Annotated in this window: 11 protein-coding genes and 1 pseudogene; all 12 read right to left on the bottom strand. The window is 25.6% G+C overall.

The annotated features are described in order from the left end of the window. Positions 1 to 312: 312 nt before the first annotated feature. A complete protein-coding gene (locus tag RRG59_RS01870; RefSeq protein WP_322902696.1) occupies positions 313 to 2,928 on the bottom strand; it encodes a DEAD/DEAH box helicase family protein in 2,616 nt (871 codons plus the stop codon). Beyond that, entirely contained in the window at positions 2,929 to 4,581 is a 1,653-nt protein-coding gene (locus RRG59_RS01865) for a site-specific DNA-methyltransferase (RefSeq protein ID WP_322902694.1), read from the bottom strand. Between the two features lie 94 nt (positions 4,582 to 4,675). After that, entirely contained in the window at positions 4,676 to 5,650 is a 975-nt protein-coding gene (gene pfkA / locus RRG59_RS01860; protein ID WP_322902692.1) for a 6-phosphofructokinase, read from the bottom strand. A 9-nt stretch (positions 5,651 to 5,659) separates the two neighbouring features. Continuing rightward, complete coding sequence (locus RRG59_RS01855; RefSeq protein ID WP_322902690.1) at positions 5,660 to 6,490, bottom strand: bifunctional 5,10-methylenetetrahydrofolate dehydrogenase/5,10-methenyltetrahydrofolate cyclohydrolase; 831 nt, start codon at positions 6,488 to 6,490, stop codon at positions 5,660 to 5,662. Continuing rightward, the gene (locus RRG59_RS01850) at positions 6,478 to 8,964 is read right to left on the bottom strand and encodes a valine--tRNA ligase (protein WP_322900722.1); all 2,487 of its coding nucleotides are present in this window, start codon (positions 8,962 to 8,964) and stop codon (positions 6,478 to 6,480) included. The genes RRG59_RS01855 and RRG59_RS01850 overlap by 13 nt, the downstream gene beginning before the upstream one ends. Before the next feature lie 274 nt (positions 8,965 to 9,238). After that, entirely contained in the window at positions 9,239 to 10,903 is a 1,665-nt protein-coding gene (locus RRG59_RS01845; RefSeq protein ID WP_322902592.1) for an IS1634 family transposase, read from the bottom strand. 124 nt (positions 10,904 to 11,027) lie between these two features. Further along, positions 11,028 to 11,220 (bottom strand): annotated as a pseudogene (locus tag RRG59_RS04035) (class I tRNA ligase family protein); the annotation flags it as partial. 147 nt (positions 11,221 to 11,367) lie between these two features. Further along, positions 11,368 to 12,297, bottom strand: coding sequence for an NAD(P)/FAD-dependent oxidoreductase (locus tag RRG59_RS01835; protein ID WP_419198140.1), 930 nt, complete (start codon positions 12,295 to 12,297; stop codon positions 11,368 to 11,370). Between the two features lie 9 nt (positions 12,298 to 12,306). After that, positions 12,307 to 13,287, bottom strand: coding sequence for a prolipoprotein diacylglyceryl transferase (gene lgt, locus RRG59_RS01830; protein ID WP_322902688.1), 981 nt, complete (start codon positions 13,285 to 13,287; stop codon positions 12,307 to 12,309). After that, the gene (gene hprK / locus RRG59_RS01825; protein WP_322902686.1) at positions 13,280 to 14,251 is read right to left on the bottom strand and encodes an HPr(Ser) kinase/phosphatase; all 972 of its coding nucleotides are present in this window, start codon (positions 14,249 to 14,251) and stop codon (positions 13,280 to 13,282) included. The genes lgt and hprK overlap by 8 nt, the downstream gene beginning before the upstream one ends. A 34-nt stretch (positions 14,252 to 14,285) precedes the next feature. After that, on the bottom strand, positions 14,286 to 17,135 hold the full coding sequence (gene uvrA, locus RRG59_RS01820) for an excinuclease ABC subunit UvrA (RefSeq protein ID WP_322902684.1): 2,850 nt from the start codon (positions 17,133 to 17,135) through the stop codon (positions 14,286 to 14,288). A 63-nt stretch (positions 17,136 to 17,198) separates the two neighbouring features. Next, a complete protein-coding gene (gene ptsP, locus RRG59_RS01815; RefSeq protein WP_322902682.1) occupies positions 17,199 to 18,902 on the bottom strand; it encodes a phosphoenolpyruvate--protein phosphotransferase in 1,704 nt (567 codons plus the stop codon). Positions 18,903 to 18,905: the final 3 nt, after the last annotated feature.

Genomic DNA, 18,905 nt, shown 5'->3' with positions numbered 1-18,905 from the left:
ATAGTTTCATAGTTCCTTCTTTACATTTTGTTTACATTTAAATCATATAAAAAGTTATTTACTTTTTCTTTTTTCAAAAGAAAATCCAAGTAAAAATATACATAAATATGAAAATATTATGGAAATATATCTGTTTATACAAAATTAAACAAATTAATAGAAGAAAATATAATACTGGTTCATATTTTTTAGTTTTAGAGAAAAACAAATATTTTATTTGAAACTTCATAACAAGGTTATAACAACAAACTATTTCCATAGAAGAATAAAGTGTTTGGTATATATAAATAACTATGTTAAGTAATTAAACGTTTATTTTATGTTTTGTATTAATTCATTAATTGCAATATCAAAGTTTTCTTTTTTAAATTCTTTATTAAAAAATGGAAGACCTAGAATTTTGTAATTACTAAAGAATAAACCTTTTGTCTTAGAATAGTTATTTAATTCTAATAAAAAGTTTTCTTTTCATAAATCAAATTCTAATAAGTGTTGACCTTTTGGTTCTATATATGTCTGGTAAATTAAATCATCATTATTTTCTTTTTTTCTAATAAATAAAAGAAAATCAGGTTCAAATCTTTCACCGGATTCAAAAGAATATATTGCTAGTTCTGGGAATCTTTCGTTTCTAATTACATAATATTCTAAGTTTTTTGATTTTAATTTAGGTTCAATATCTGTTTTAAAATATTTAATAAATGATTTTTCTTCAGATGTACCAAAATTATCGTTAAATACATATCAACTTTCATTACTTAAGTCTAATTGGTATTCTTGTTTAGTTGAAAGGTTTTGAGAAACACCTTTTCCATTAAATGAATCAATACTTTGTAGATAAATTTTCTTATCTTTGATTACATCCTTTAACATTTTTGGACTAAAATCATAAGTTCCAATATATTCTTGTTTAAGAGAATTAATATGACTTGATATTTCTACAAAAGCTTTTTTTAGAGCATTAAAAATATCTTTTCCTGTGATTTCATTAGTTAAATGAGATATTTCAAGATTATTATTTCCTAAGAAATTATCTCCTGTTAAAAATTCAATTTTAGACTTTAAATGTGGATACTTTCTTTTTAAGATATCAAATCTTAATTCATTAAAATATTCACTAGCACCAAGTAAAATATTTAAATCAATTTCTTGAAATTTTAATTTAGTTATATTTGTTTTAAACGATTTATTTGATAAATCTTCTTTATCAAATAAATTAACTGTATTACCTTTTGATGTTAATACTTGATAATAGTATGTTTTGTTTTTAAATGAACCTTCAATACTTTTAACTTCATTTCTTGGTTTTGGTATTCTTGTATTTGAAAAAACATAACTCTTTTGATATAAAGAACTTTCTTTAAATTCTTCTTTTAATTTATATTCAATAGTTATTGGATTTGGAGATTGTAATCCTGTTTGAATTAATGCTTGTCTTAATTCTGAAATATATAAAGAATCATTTTTAGAATGAAAAAACATTGTTTCTAAAATTCGATTGTCATTTGTTAAATCATTATCATATTTACGTTGATATTTAAAATCTAAATCATTATCAACAAATGGACAATATCTAGCACCACGACCAATTAATTGTGCCTCTTTAATTGTATATGAACCAACTACACCTGATTTACCAGAACCTTGACGAGTATCATATAAACGCACTATATCAAATAAATTTAAAACATCTCATCCTTCATTTAACATATCAACTGCAAAAATCAAACGAATTGGATTATTAATATCTTCTAGAGAATTAACTAAAAGTTGATTCTCTTTATTATTATCAGAAGATCCATTCATAATAATACTTGTATCTTTAGTAAAAGAATTTTTAATAGATTGTTCTAGAATTTGGAGATTTCCATCTTTATTTTTAAAATATTGAATTGCTTTATTTAAATAATTTATTCCAACAAGTTCTAATCCTAATAAATCTTTATAAGATAATTCTTTGATTTTAACAAAGAATTGATCATAAAAATTTTGTGATTCAATTATTTTTTGAGATTTTAACATAATTACTGGTTTGATATTTAGTTTTAAATCAGCAAATAAGTATTTTCGATATTCGCTCATAACTAAGGCTATTAAAGTTCGAGTTCAAAAATCAGTATCAGTTGCTATGTTGTGAAAATCTTTTGTATATCCACTTTCTCTAAAAGAAAATAATGGATAGTTAAAAATAATTTTATCTGAATATTTAGTTAAAACGTTGTTATCTTTTAAATCACATGTGGCAGTAAATTCTAGCATTATATTATCTTTATTAGATGAATATGCTTTCATCACAGAATACTCTCAAGTATTCTTTGCAGTTTCTTCATCTTTAGATGGTTTTTTAGTTAATGAATTAATATGATGACTTTCATCAGAAATAAAGACAACTCGATTGTTTTCGAAATCATCAAAAGTAATTGAATTTTCTTTTGCTTGTCATAAATCTAAATGTAGTTTTTGAGTTGTAGTAAAAATAATTTCAATATCTTCATTAAATGAATTACCAGAAAAATTATCAACCTTTTTAATTTTGATTTTATTACCTATATGTTCTATATTATCATTAAATAAATACTTAGATGATAAATTATTAATAAAATTATCAATTGTTTTTTCTAAAACATTTGTTTGATTAACAAAGAATAAAAATTTTCGATATCCTTTTGTATATAAATACAAAATCAAACCTGCCATAATAACTGTTTTTCCAGAACCTGTGGCCATATGAAATAAATTATGAATTTGTTTATTTTTTCTTAAATTACCATTTTCATAATACATTAAAAAGTTTTTAAATGCTTGGATTTGATAAGGTCTTAAGCTAATGTTTTTAGACAAACCATTTTCAATAACTTCAGGTAAGTTTATATCAACGCCTGATTCTTTTAATACATCTAATTTTTCATATAAAAATAAATTTTCCATTTATTCTCCTTTATAAAAACTTTTAGTAAAGTTTTTATCACTTTGTGAAACATTATATGTTTGATCATCGATATCTGAATAATTTGCATATAATTTATTTTTATCAATTAATTTAATTAATGCTTTTTGTTTATCAACTAATGATAATGCTTCAAAAGTATTATCTACTTCTAATAATTCCTTTTTAGTTAGAAAAGGAATTATTCTTTGATCACTATAAATTAAATTCTTGATATTTGAAATATTATCTTCATTTGTATTTTGAATTAATGAAATTAAATTATTTGCATTTTCTAATAATTCAAAATATACAAATGACCCACCTCCATTTCAATTAATAGATTTAGAAATACCACCTTGTTCTCCATCAATAACTTTTTTTAATCTTTGAACTGCTATATCTTGAATATAATCCATTTGTTCTATTCCAATATACCTTCTATTCATTTTATGAGCAACAGCAGCAGTTGTACCAGAACCTAAGTGGAAATCTAGAACAAGATCATTTTCTTGAGTTGAAGCTTCAAATATCCTTTGAATTAGTTTTTCTGGTTTTTGACCATCAAATTTCACATATTCCTTTGACATATTAAAAACACTTTTTATATCAGTTCACACATTTGGACATGTAACTATACTATAATATCCGACTTCATCTTTCCCTACTTCACTATCCTTTGAAGAATCATTCAATGATGGTGTAAAATCTAAATATCGTTTAATCTTAATTTTTTTAAAATAATTGTTGTCTTTAATTTTACTATACATCAATATATTGTCATGCTTTCTTGCGAAGGTGTTCTTTTTCTTTCCTCCCATATAATATTGTCATACAATATCATTCAAGAAATTATCCCTACCAAAAACATCATCCATTAAAACCTTAAGATAATGAACTTCATTATAATCTATATTAATATAAATACTCCCATCCTCGCTCAACAACCTTTTTGCTAATTCTAATCTATTTTTCATAAACACAAGTCAAGTTGAATGATTGAATGAATCATTATAATTAAAACTATCGTTTCCTGTATTATATGGAGGATCAATATAAATACATTTAACTTTTCCTTCATATCTTTTTAATAATGAACTTAGCACTATTAAATTATTTCCCTTGATAATTAAATTATCATTTTCATTGAATAAGATATTTTCTTGTATACCATCTTTGGTATATTTTTTAACATTAGTAAATACTTTAGGAGATAGCATTGTACTAATTTGATCACTAGCTATGATTTCATTATAAAAAATTTCATCTCTTTTTTGATCATCTTTGTTTTGTCCACCTACTAAAAAACAATCCTTGTATGCAAAATCTAATACTACGTTATTAGATTTTGATAAGTATTCTCCATTAGATGTTAAACCAATTTTATTAGTATATCTTGTATATGAATCAGGAAGAAATTCTTTACTATTAATAAATCAAGCAAATTTTTGTTTGTCAAATACTAAAGTATCATTAACATTTTGAAAAAATGTGGATTTAACTAATTTATTAGACAATAACATTACTAATAAATTAGTATCTAGATTCATTATATCTGTATATACTATTGCTTTAAGTAATTTATTATCTGAACTAACATATTTAGGATTTGATAATAATAATTCTGTTACTTCTTCAAATAGATTTTTATTCATTTTACTCCTTTAATTATTATATAAATAAGAATTATAAATATGTTTAAAAGTGGAAATCAAAATCAAGAAGATAATTTGATTTCCACTTTCTAAATTATGCTTGGTTTAATTTATTGAATTTTTCTGCACGTTGTGTTGCTTTATTTTTAGATGTATTTTCCATTGATAAAGCTTCTAGGATTGGTGTGGCTTTAATGTCATTATTAATAATTCCTAATGCTAATCCTGATTGTCCTTGTAAGATTAATTCAACAGATTTCATACCTAATAAAGTACTTAGGATTCTTTCTTGAGCAGTTGGTGTTCCTCCACGTTGGATATGATTTAATTGATTTGAACGTGTATCTCACTTAGTTGCATTTTGAATTTCTGATTCTAATGCTTTAATGTCATAACATTTTTCTGAAACAACAAGAATAATACTTCTTCTATTTTTTTGTTCAGTTAATGGTTTAATTTTCTCAATAATTTCTTGATGTGATAATTTATATTGATTAGTTAGAATTATTTCAGCTCCAGTAGCTAATCCTGAATATAAAGCTAAATCTCCACATCCATTTCCCATAACTTCGACAATCATAATTCTTTTGTGACTACTTGCAGTTTCTCTTATTTTATCAATTGCTTGCACAATTGTATTTAGTGCAGTCTCATAACCAATTGTATAATCACTTGATGCAATATCATTATCAATAGTTCCAGGTAATCCAATAGTTTTAACTCCTAATTCATGAAGTAATTGAGCTCCTTTATAGCTACCATCTCCACCAATTACTACTAATGCTTCAATACCTTTGTTTAATAAGTTTTCTTTTGCTTTTTGTCTTACTTCTGGATTTTTAAATTCAGGAAATCTAGCAGAATAAATAAATGTTCCACCTTGATTTAAATATTTATCTACTTCATAATTATCAGAAGGATAAATTTCATTATTATATAAACCTTTATATCCTTCTAAAACTACATAAGTTTCTAGTCCATGTATTTTAGCAGCTTTAATTACACCTCTAATGGCATTATTCATTCCAGGAGCATCACCACCTGATGTTAATACAGCAATTTTTCTCATCTTTTCTCCTTATTTAACTATTTCAATTAGATTTTTTAATAAACAAACAACCGTCATTGGTCCTACACCACCTAAAACAGGAGTAATAGCAGAAACTTTATCTTTAACACTTTCAAAGTCTACATCACCATATATTTTATCTGGTAAATTATCATCTAAATTAGTTCCTACATCAATAACTATTGCATTTTCTTTTACGTTTTCTGCTTTCACATAATTTGGTACACCGATAGCTACTATAACTATATCACCAGTTTCTACACCTTTTAATCCTGTTTTTTCATTAAATGTAGCAACATCTGCACCTTGTCTTTTGATTATATGTGCAAGTGGTTTACCTACCACATGACTTCTTCCGACAACACAAACTTTTTTATTTGTATAATCAATTTGATAATGCTCTAAGATTTCTAAAACTGCTCTTGTTGTTGCTGGAACAAAATGTTTATCTGGTAAATCATTGTATAGTAAAAATTGATTTCTACTTGATAGTCCATCTACATCCTTAAATAAAGGGATAGAATCTAAAATAACTTGTTTAGGTAAATGCTTAGGTAATGGTAATTGTACAATTACACCAGTTGAAACATCATTAATTTCATCAATTTTCTTTAATAAAGATTTTTGAGTAATATCTTCTGGGAATTTTCATAATTTACACTCAATACCTATTTCATTGCATTTTTTTATTTTTTGTTGAATATATTTATTAGAAGCAGGATTATCACCAACTTGAATAATAGAAAGGTTGGGAATATATTGTGTGTCTAACTGTGCTACTTCTTCTTTTAATTTTAAAAGTTCAGCTTGAGCTAATTCTTTTCCTGTTAATATTTTCATTTTAACTCCTCTTGATATTTTTCTAAATCTTTAGTATATTTGTCTAATTTACTTCTTTCTTCTTGAACTTTTGATTCTGGAGCAAATTTAACAAATTTTTCATTATTTAACATTGATTGTGCTCTTTGAATTTCAAATTCTACCTTTTGGATTTTATTCAATAAGTCCATTTTGTTTTTTTCTTTTTGCTCTTGATTAATAGATATAAATAATTCTTTATTATTTACCGAAATTAAGAAGTCATTGTTTTGAAATTCTTTGGCATTTGCTAATTTGTTAATAATATCAATTCCTTCTTGATTTGTTAAAGATGGATATCAATATTGAATAATTTCTTTTTTAGAAATATTATATTCTTCACGATACTTACGAATTTCAGATATAACTAAGATTAATTCATCGATATAATTTGCATCTTTATTTGTCATTATTCTTGGTCATTTTTGTTCTAATAATTCACTTGCAAATAACTCAGAATATAACTTATCAGTTAAAAAGGGTAAAAACGGATGTAAGATGATTAAAGTTTTCTTTAAAATATTTAATGCATTTTTTTTGCTTGGTGAAGATTTTAAAAACTCTACATATCAACTACTTAAATCATTAAAAATGTATTTATATATTTCACTACCTATAACAGTAAAATCATATTTCTTCATTGATTTATCTATTTTCTTAGATAAATCAATCAATTTATTTAAAATTCATTTATCAGCAAAAGTTTTTTGATTATTTTTAGTATTTGGAATTTCTTTAATGTAATTTACTATATTTCATAATTTATTATTTAATCTTCATGCAGATTCAATTTTTTCTTTTGAGAATTTAATGTCTAATCCTGGTGATGTATTCGTTAATAAAAATCATCTTAAAGCATCAGAACCATATTCATCAATTAATTCCATTGGATCTACTCCATTATTATAAGATTTTGACATTTTTCTTCCATCTGAAGCTCTAATTAAACCATGGAATAATAATTCTTTAAATGGAATTTCTTTCATAAATTCTAAACTCATAAAATACATTCTAGCTACTCAAAAGAAGATAATATCATAACCTGTAACTAATAAAGAAAATGGATAGTACCTTTTTAATAATTCATTTTCTTTAGGTCAACCTAGGAATACAAACGGTGCAATCCCTGATGAAAATCATGTATCTAAAACATCTTCATCTTGAACTCAATCTTTTCCTGGACTTTTAATTTGAACTTTAACTTCATTTCCTTTGTATCAAGCAGGGATTCTGTGACCTCATCATAATTGTCTTGAAATAGTTCAATCATGAACATCTTCCATTCATTGTTTCATTGTGTCTTTTAAACGTTTTGGATAAAACTTAACTCCATTTTTTGATTTTAAATCATCTAGTATGTAGTTTTTAAATTTATCCATTTTAACAAATCATTGAGGTAAGACTAATGTTTCAATAACTGTTTTAGACCTATCTGAAACACTAACATTAGAAATAACTTTCTCTTTTTTTAATAAATAATTATTTTTTTCTAAATATTGAGCAATTAATTTTCTTGCTTGGAATCTTTCTAAATTATGAAACTCTGATTCTAGATAATTAATAAATCCTTTTTTATCAATGCTTTCAATTATTTCTAGACCTAATTTCTGAATAATTTCAATATCAGCTTCAGCATGAGCTGATAATTTCATTAAACCTGTTCCAAAATTTATATCAACATAATCATCAAAAACAATAGGTAATTCTTTCTTTGTAAGAGGATGAATAATATGCATATTTTTATATTTTAAATATCGAGTATCTTTTGGATTTGCTACTACTGCAACATCACTTAATAGTGTTTCTGTTCTAACTGTTGCAATAATTAAATCTTCATTTGTTTCTTTAACCTTGTATTTAATATAATACATATTTTGTTCAGTTGGTTCATTATTTACTTCAATATTAGAAACTGCAGTTTGTAATTTAATATCTCAACTAATTGGTCTTATTCCTTTGTATAAGAAACCTTTGTTATATAAGTCTATAAAAACTTTTTGAACTGCTTGATTTGCTTGATTATCTAATGTAAATCTTTCATTTGAATAATCTAAAGCAAGACCCATTTTATATCATTGTTTTTTAAAGATTTCTGAATATTCTTCTTTTCACCCTCAAATTCTTTGTATGAATTTTTCTCTACCTAAACTTATACGATCAATACCTTCTGTATTTAATAAATGATCTTCTACTTTAGATTGAGTAGCAATTCCTGCATGATCCATACCAGGTAATCACATAACATCAAAACCTTTAAGTTTTTTATACCTTATAATAGTATCAGGAATATAAGAATCTAATGCATGACCTAAGTGTAATTTTCCAGTTACATTTGGAGGTGGTAATAAAATTGAAAAAGGTTTTTTAGATAAATCATGATTTATAAAAAACTTCTTTTTTCTTCATTTTCTTTCTGTGTCTTTTTCGACTAACTTATGGTTGTAATTTTTATTCACATCAACCCCTTGGACTTAAACTAAATTTAACTATATAATTATAAACTATTTTCTTTTTTTCATTTGCATATACTAAATTTTCAGAAAAATAAAAATAAAAATCCTTTAAATTTAAAAGGTTTTTTATTGTTCAAAATTCAATAAATCAGAAATTTTCTTTGCAGCAACTGCACCATCAGAAGAAGCTGTAATAATTTGTCTGATTTCTCCTGAGTTTCTGAGTTAATTAAGATAAAAAGACGAATAACCCTATGAAATAGGGAAATTCGTCTTTTTATATATCTAATTTACTATGTATAAAATCTGTGAATTTTTTAATTAATATATAATTCTGAAAATCTTTTTTGTTATTTTCATTTGTTTCAAATAATGTCTCTATTATTTTGTTATCAACCTTTTTAACTATTTTGTTAGCTGTTAATATAGCTTTAATAAAGTTATCAGTTGTTATTTTAAAATCAATAAGTCCTGCATCTTTTTTAAATGACTCATTCAATAAGTGAATTATTGTCTTAATTATTACTAAAGATAAATAACACAAGATAAAGTGACCTTTAATATGAGAATTGGTTCATACATATACAGGTCTTACTTTTAACGCTGTTTTTAATGTTCTAAAATTTTCTTCAATTCTTCATTGGTTTTGGTAAATTTGAACTACTTCTTGTGGTGTTAAATCAGTTCTATTTGTTTCATATACATAAATACCATCGAACTTTTTATCTTCTAAGACTTTTTCACAATTTAGTTCAAAATCACTACGACCTATTTGTTTAAAAAACTTATATTTTTTTGAAGCAAACATTTGTTCACCTCTAACAATTCCGTCTTTATTTTGTCTTTTCTCAAAATTATTTATGAGTATTTTACGATCTTCTCTATCTTTAATTGCTCTTGATTTTGAATAAGTAATAATTCTTCTTCTAGTTTTCCCGTTAAATCTTTTGTTGTTTCATAATGACTTATATTCAATTTCTTTATATCTAAATTCAGAATTACCAACATAACCGTTTTGATCTAAAATATAGTTCTTAAATTCAGCGCTTCCTGACTTTGCTCTATATGAAATAATAAAATTTATACCTAAATCTTCTAAAAAACGAATATTTCTATTTGTGGACATACCTTTATCAGAAATAATGGTTATGTTATTAATTTGATAAGTTTGTTTTAAGTCTAAAATAAAAGGGATAAAAGTATTTGGATCTGCTGTATTTCCTTTGAATAATTTCATATGAATTGGTATTCCATTAATATCAGTTGCCATACCCAAAACAACTTGGTCTTCTTTAAATTTTCCGTCTTTTGAATAACCAGGAAATCTCAATCCATCTCTTTGAAAAGTTTCAAAATAAACAGTTGACGAATCAAAGAAAACAAGTTCAATTTCTCTGTTAGTAATTTTACTTAATTTATTGTTTAAGTTCTTTAAAATACCTTTTTCATTTTCTACTAATACATCTAAAAGAGAATAAAATGCATCTTTTTGTGATTTTATTGTATTAATAAAGTTATCTTTAATTTCAAAATTTCTAATGATACTATTTGAATTAATTATTCTAGAAGCAATGCAATATTCTAAAATTGATTTTAAATCCTTATGCTTGGTTTTTGATATCGATTCAAAGATTTGTAGTTTGTCTATAAATTTATAAATAACTTCTATTCCATAGTTAATTGAATTAACTGTAATTTTTTGATTTTGAATAGAATTTAGTAATTCTTGTTTAACGAAATCTTTTTCCATATCTTCTGTAAGTTCTTTTGCTTTTGTTTTTAAAATAGAAATAACATCAGGATTAATTTGTTCTAATTGTTCTAACCAACCCAAACCAATTTGTTTCTTAGTACCAGCACCATAACCACCAGAAATTCCAGCAAAAATATATATTCCTTTTGCTCTTTTGCTTTTTCCAATTATGTAATTATTCACTTTCATATAATAATTATACATTGTAATCATAGTATTCAAAACAAAAAATAAAAATTTCTATATATATATATATACATATATAGATTCTAAAAAAATTAAAAATTTGGTCTTCAACTCAGAAACTCAGGATAACATCAAAACCTTTAAGTTTTTTATACCTTATAATAGTATCAGGAATATAAGAATCTAATGCATGACCTAAGTGTAATTTTCCAGTTACATTTGGAGGTGGTAATAAAATTGAAAAAGGTTTTTTAGATAAATCATGATTTATAAAAAACTTCTTTTTTCTTCATTTTCTTTCTGTGTCTTTTTTCGACTAACTTATGGTTGTAATTTTTATTTACATAAACCCCTTGGACTTAAACTAAATTTAACTATATAATTATAAACTATTTTCTTTTTTTCATTTGCATATACTAAATTTTCAGAAAAATAAAAATAAAAATCCTTTAAATTTAAAAGGATTTTTATTGTTCAAAATTCAATAAATCAGAAATTTTCTTTGCAGCAACTGCACCATCAGAAGAAGCTGTAATAATTTGTCTGATTTCTTTTTTTCTTATATCACCTGCTGCAAAAATTCCTTTAACTTTTGTTTGCATAAATTCATCAGTTAAAATGAATCCTTTTTCATCTAAAATATCTAGATTTTTGATGAAAGTAGTTGTAGGTTCCATACCTATATAAGGGAAGAATGAACCAATTTTAATTTCTTGTTCTTGATTATTTTTATCAATAATAATTGCACTTTCTAAATAATCTGAACCATTAATTTCTTTGATTTGACTTTCTCTAAAAACTGTTACATTTGGTTTTTGTAATAATTCTTGAACTAATCTTTTTTCTGCATTAAATTCAGCATCTTTAATAACTATATATACGTGTGAAGCAATGTTTGTTAAATATGTTCCTTCTTCAACTGCAGAATTTCCTCCACCTAATATCAATGTAGGCAATCCTTTAAATAATGGACCATCACAAATAGCACAGAAACTAACTCCCTTGTTAACAAAACTATCAAAATTCTTAACAAACTTTGGTTCTCTATTTTTCATTCCTGTTGCTATTAAAACTGTTTTAGCAAAAACTGATTCTCCATTGCTTAATTTAACTTCTTTTTTGAAATCAGAATGGTTAATTAATTCTTGAACTTCACCATATTTATATTTAGCACCATATTTTTTTGAATGTTCAAAAAAATTAGTTGCTAATTGTCATCCTTCAATTAATTCTGTTCCTAATCAATTTTCTACTTTATTTGTTAATACTAATTTCCCGCCAGGAGCACCTTTTTCTATAAAAATAGTTTTTAAATTAGCACGTGATGCATACATTGCAGCATTTAAACCAGCAGGTCCTGCTCCGATGATTAATAAATCAAAAATTTCTTTTTCCATTATTTCTCCTTATTTAAATCATGTATAAGTTAAGGTTTTTTTAAATACATGAGGTATAGATGTATTATCTACATGAATGAAATATGATTCTTCGTTTTCATAATTATAAAACTTGAATACTTTATGTTTTTTTGTAACTGTATATTTAATGTTATTTCAGAATTGGTAATAGACAAATACTAATGCACCAACTAAGACAAATCCTATTGCTACATATTCATATAAATTATACGATTCTTCTCTTAGTGGTTCCATTCCCATACGTATTAATCCGTATCAAATTAAATATAGGCCAACACTTGTTCCCGGCTTAAATAAACCAAAGAAGTTTGCAACTCATACTATTAGTAAATAACCTACTAAGTTTGCAAGTCCTTCATATAAGAATAATGGATATCTATAAGCTCCATGTAATCCTAATGAATTAGTATATGCATCAGAAATAAACATATTGTGAGCAAAACCTTTTCCGAAAATTAAAACACTAGAACCAGTTCAGTCTATTTTTCCATAAACTTCGTGATTTGCATAATTTCCTCAACGACCAATAAATTGTCCTATTAGTATTGTAGGAATAATTAATGATGCTGCTTTTCGAATATCTAAATATTTTCGCTGTGTATAACAATAAAATAAATCTACTAAAATAGTAATTATTAAACCACCTTGAATACTTAGTCCACCTTCTCATATTTTTCACCAAGCAGAACCATTAAAAGGAATATCTGCATAAATTCATTGTTCTACCATATAACCAAAACGCGAACCTAAAATTCCCATTGGTATTGTAATTAAAATCAGAACATATAATTTTTCCATATTTAATTTTTCTCTTCTTCAGAAAAATAAGATTGTTAAAATTGAACATAAATAACCAAGCATAATAGTTAAAGAATATACTTGAAAATCAAATGAACCAATGCTAAACAATGGAGTTGAACTACCAGCTTGATAAGCATATTCCGGAACATAAATAGGGGTATTATTCATTATCTGAACTCCTTCCTTGTATTTCTTTTAAAACATCAACACCTTCTAATCTTAATAAATATGAATTTACAGCAGCTTCTATTAATGATGCAACAGATCCACCTTCTTTAATTGGAACTTGAATTTTTTTAATATAACGGCCAAAGATTGGGAATTGTAGAAAATCAACACCTAAACGATCTAATTCGTTTTGTTTGTCTACTTTAACTAATTCTACAACTAAGTTAATAATGGAAGAACCTGTAACAGATCTAATACCATATGCACGCTTGATATCAATTATCCCGATTCCACGGGCTTCTAAGAAATCTTTTGTAATCTTAGGAGAACTACCTATAAAGATATTTCCGTTATCTCTAATTAACACTGAATCATCACTAATGAGAACATGTCCTCTTTGAACTAATTCAAGAGCAGCTTCAGATTTACCAGCACCACTTTGTCCAATAATTAAAACTCCAGTACCACCAATTAAAACCAAACATCCATGTACTTGTATTTCTTCACCGAAATAATTATTTAAATATGAACCTATGTTAGTACTAATAAACGATGAGCTTACTTTTGATAAGCATAATGGTACTCCATATTTATCTGCCATTGATAAAACTCAAGATAATGATGGCTTCATAACTCCTTTAGATAAAATCACTAAAGGTGGTTGTTCTTTAAAAATATGTTCAATTGCTTTAAGTGAACGCTCTTTACCTATTTTTTGGAATCATAATGATTCACTTGTTCCTCAAGCAATTACATTTCGATTCAATCGTTCATTATTAATTAATTCAGATAGTTCTAAACCAACTCTTTTGATTGCAGGTTGATAAATATAACCTCATTTAATTTCTGATGTTTTTTCGTTGATAATTTTTAAATTAAAAAAATTAACTATTTCTTTAACACTAACTTTTTTTTGCTTTAAGTTATCAACTATATTAAGATTTTTTTTAAGTTTTTGATCCATAAATTCCTAAATATTAAAATTATATATAATTTAACTATTTATTTAATATTTTTTTTAAAAACTGACCTGTATAACTTCTTTGAGACTGTGCAACTGTTTCTGGAGAACCTTGTGATATTACTTGACCACCTTTAATTCCTCCTTCTGGCCCTAGATCAATTAAATAATCACAATTTTTAATTACATCTAGATTATGCTCAATAACAACTACTGTGTCTCCATTATCAACAATTCTATTTAAAATTTCTATTAATTTTTTAACATCGTGAATATGAAGTCCTGTTGTTGGTTCATCAAGAACATAAATTGTTTTTCCAGTTGGTTTTTTTTGTAAATATGTAGCTAACTTAACCCTTTGTGCTTCTCCACCTGATAATGTAGTAGACATTTGACCTAGTTTAATATAACCTAGACCTACATCTTTTAAAAAGTGTAGTTTTTCAATTATTTTTTTATTTGAATCAAAAAATTCTAATGCCCGATCTATACTCATTTCTAAAACATCATTAATGTTTTTTTCATGGTATAAAATTTCTAAAGTTTCTTTGCTATAACGTTTGCCTTGACAATCATCACAAGGTACATAAACATCAGGTAAAAAATGCATTTCTATTTTTAAATAACCATCACCAGAACATCTTTCACATCTTCCTCCTGGTGTGTTAAAACTAAATGTTCCTTTAGTATATCCTCGTGATCTTGATTCAGATAAATTAGCAAAAACTTCTCTAATATCATCGAAAACTCCTGTGTATGTAGCTGGATTAGATCTCGGAGTTCTCCCTATAGGAGATTGTGAAACTGCTACAACTTTATCAACATTAACTAGACCTTTAATAGTATCAAATTTTGCTTTTTTACTTATACCTTCAGTTGCACTACCATTCATGTGTAAGATACCGTTAACTAAAATATCATTGATTAGTGTACTTTTTCCACTTCCTGATACTCCTGTGATTCCTACTAGTTTACCTAATGGAATTTTGACATCGATATTTTTTAAATTGTTTTCTCTTGCACCCTTAATTTCTATAAAATTACCATTACCAGGTCTTCTTTTATTAGGAATACCGATTTTTCACTCTCCTGATAAATATTTTCCTGTAATAGATTGTTCTTGTAAGATAATATCATCTATAGTTCCATTACCTACAACTTGTCCACCTTGTTCACCTGCTAAAGGTCCAATATCTACGATATGGTCTGCTGCAAACATTGTATCTTCATCGTGTTCAACTACTATTAATGTATTTCCTAAATCAACCATACTTCTTAATGTTTTGATTAATTTTAAATTATCTCTTTGATGCAATCCTATGGAAGGTTCATCTAAAACATATAACACACCACTCAAATTTGAACCAATTTGTGTAGCTAATCTAATTCTTTGAGCTTCACCTCCTGAAAGTGTTTCAGCACTACGGTCTAATGTTAAATATTCTAAACCAACATTTTTTAAAAAACTCAATCTATCTGTTATTTCTTTAACAATTAAGTTAGAAATGGTTTTTTCGTTTTCAGAAAAACTATTAATTAATTCATCGAATTTTTCTATTAGTTTTTCTATTGAAAATTGCATAAATTCATAAATATTTAATTTATCAACTTTTACACTTAAAGCATTTTGATTTAGTCTTGAACCCTTGCATAAATGACAAGCAAAAGTTCCCATATATTTCTTTAAATAATCTCTTCTGTTTTCAGAACTTGTTTCATAATACAAATTCTCAATCATTGTTAAAATACCATTAATTGGTTCTTTTTTGCGATATTTATTTCCCGTGCTTGATACTAAAACATATTCAATTTCTTCATCTTTAGAACCATATAATATTTTATTAACTTGAAAATCATTCATTTCATCAAATGGTAAATCTTTAGGTATTTGATAGTGAGTTAATAAAGCATCAAATGTTTGTCATTCTAGGTTTTCTGTATTTACTATATTTGCATAATATTTAATTGCCCCTTGATTAATTGTTCTTCAAGTTTCTGGAATTAAAACATCAATATCTGCTTTATATTCAACACCTAAACCTTTGCAATTTAAACACATTCCATATGGTGCATTAAATGAGAATAATCTAGGTTCTATATTAGGAACAGAAAAATCTTTGTAAATACATGAATATAGTTTTGAATAAATTTTAGATTGGTTATTTTCTGTGTTTTTTTCTATTTTAACCAATCCTCCAGATTTATTAGTTGCTATGTTAATCGATTCAGATATTTCGTTATATTTATCTTCAATAATTTCAGTTCTAAAAATCAATAAATCAATATCATGCTTTTGATTTTTATTTAAATCTATAACATCATCTAGTGAATAAATATTTCCATCTATTTTAACTCTTAGATACCCTTCTTTATTGAGTTTTTCTAACAAATTTTGATGAGTACCTTTTTCTCCTTGAACTAATGGGGCATAAATGTTAATTTTTTGACCTTTTCATTGATTAAAAATTTGTTCAATAATGTCCTTGTTAGTTTGTGAAGAAATTTCTATATCATGATTAGGACAGTATGATTTTCCTATGCGAGCAAATAATAATCTAAAATAATCATACAATTCAGTTACAGTACCTACTGTAGAACGAGGGTTATTATGAGTTGTTTTTTGTTCAATAGAAATAGCAGGAGAGAGACCTTGAATTTTATCTACATCAGGTTTTTTAGTTCCACCTAAAAACATTCTAGAATATGCACTCAATGAATCTATATATCTTCTTCTACCTTCTTCATAAATAGTATTAAAAGCCAAAGAACTTTTTCCACTCCCTGACAATCCTGTAAAAACAACTAATTTGTTTTTCGGTATAGTTAAATCAATGTTTTTTAAATTATTTTCGCGGGCACCTTTAATTATTAATTTATCTTCTTCCATCTTAATTCCTTTATTTAATTATATTAAATTGATATATACAAAAAATAAATACTAAAACAGTATTTATTTAAGATTTTTATTTAAAAAGTCAATAACTTGTTGTTCTGTGTCTAAATCAAGAACTTGATTAGCTAATTCTTGCATTTGCTTAAATGATAAATTATTAATTAATTCTCTGCTTTCTAATACATTACTTCCAGACATTGAAAATTCATCTAGTCCAAGACCTAATAAAATAGGTAGTGCTCTTTTATCTCCAGCCATTTCTCCGCACATTCCTGCTCATTTTCCATATTTATGTGCTCCATCTATAACTTGTTTAATTAGTCTTAAAATTGATGGATTTAAAGGTTGATATAAATAAGATACATTTTCGTTCATTCTATCTGAAGCCATTGAATATTGAATTAAGTCATTTGTTCCAATTGACACAAAGTCTGCATATTTTGAAAATTTATCACTTAATACAGCAGCAGCCGGTGTTTCCATCATTAATCCTACTTCAATTTCTTCAATTGGTTTGATGTTTTTGTTTACTTTATAAACTTCATCGTATGCTTCTTTATACACTTCTTTTGCATCTAAAAATTCTTGAACATTTGTTATCATTGGAAACATTATTGCTACCTTACCAAATTCACTAGATCTAATTAAAGCTCTAAGTTGAGTTTTAAAAATTTCTCTGTTTTGTAAACAAAATCTTATTGCACGATAACCTAAAAATGGATTCATTTCATATGGAAACTTAAAGTATTTTAATGTTTTATCTCCACCAATATCTAAAGTTCTAATAACAACTCTTTTTCCATTCATTTTTTCAACAACTGCTTTGTATGCTTGGAATTGTTCTTCTTCAGTTGGTCAATCATTGTTATCCATATATAAAAATTCTGATCTAAATAACCCTATTGCTTCTGCATCATTGTCTAAAACTGATTGAATGTCTTTTGGGGTTCCAATATTTGCCGCTAATTCTACTTTATGATTATCTTTTGTTTTAGATTCTTTGCCTTTTAAAGTTGTTAATCTTTCTAAATACTTTAAGAATTTTTCTTTTTGTAAAGTAAAGTATTCCATTTGTTCTTGATTTGGATTAATAACAACATCACCTTTTGTTCCGTCTAAAGCTATTAAATCACCATTTTTTACTTTTTCTAAAACATTATTAGTTCCAACAACGCTTGGTATCCCTAAACTTCTAGCCATTATTGCAGTATGAGAAGTAGGTCCACCTATGTTAGTTACAAAACCTTTAACAAATTGTTTATTTAATTGCACTGTTTGAGAAGGACTTAAATCTTCTGCTACAATAACAACTTCTTCATTAATACTTAATAAATTATGTTCTGCTATACCATTTAATGCATATAAAATTTTTTTAAGAACATCTTTGACATCAGATGATCTTTCTTTCATATATTCATCATCCATATTTGCAAACATGTTTGCAAATTCAGTGTAAAATAAATTAACTGCATATTCAGCTGTATATTTATTGTTTTTAATATTATTTTCTATTGTTTCAATTGCATACGGATCTAAAACAAAATCAATGTGTGCTTGAAAAATTGCTGCATGTTCTGGTTTGCTTGCTAATTCCTTTGTTTTATTAATATTATTTACTACAACATCTCTTGATGATTTATATAAATTTAATTCTGCATCTATATTATTTGTAAATTGTGTAATTTCTACAGGTAATTCTTCTATTTTAAATACTTTTGCAATTGCTATGCCCTTTGATGCTCCGATACCTTTTATTTTCATAAT

The sequence above is a fragment of the Mycoplasmopsis felis genome (assembly GCF_034647055.2).
In the GTDB taxonomy this organism is placed as follows: Bacteria; Bacillota_I; Bacilli_A; order Mycoplasmatales; family Metamycoplasmataceae; genus Mycoplasmopsis; species Mycoplasmopsis felis.
The sequence above is the reverse complement of the archived record's forward strand: the minus strand, read 5'-3'. Positions and strand labels throughout refer to the sequence as shown.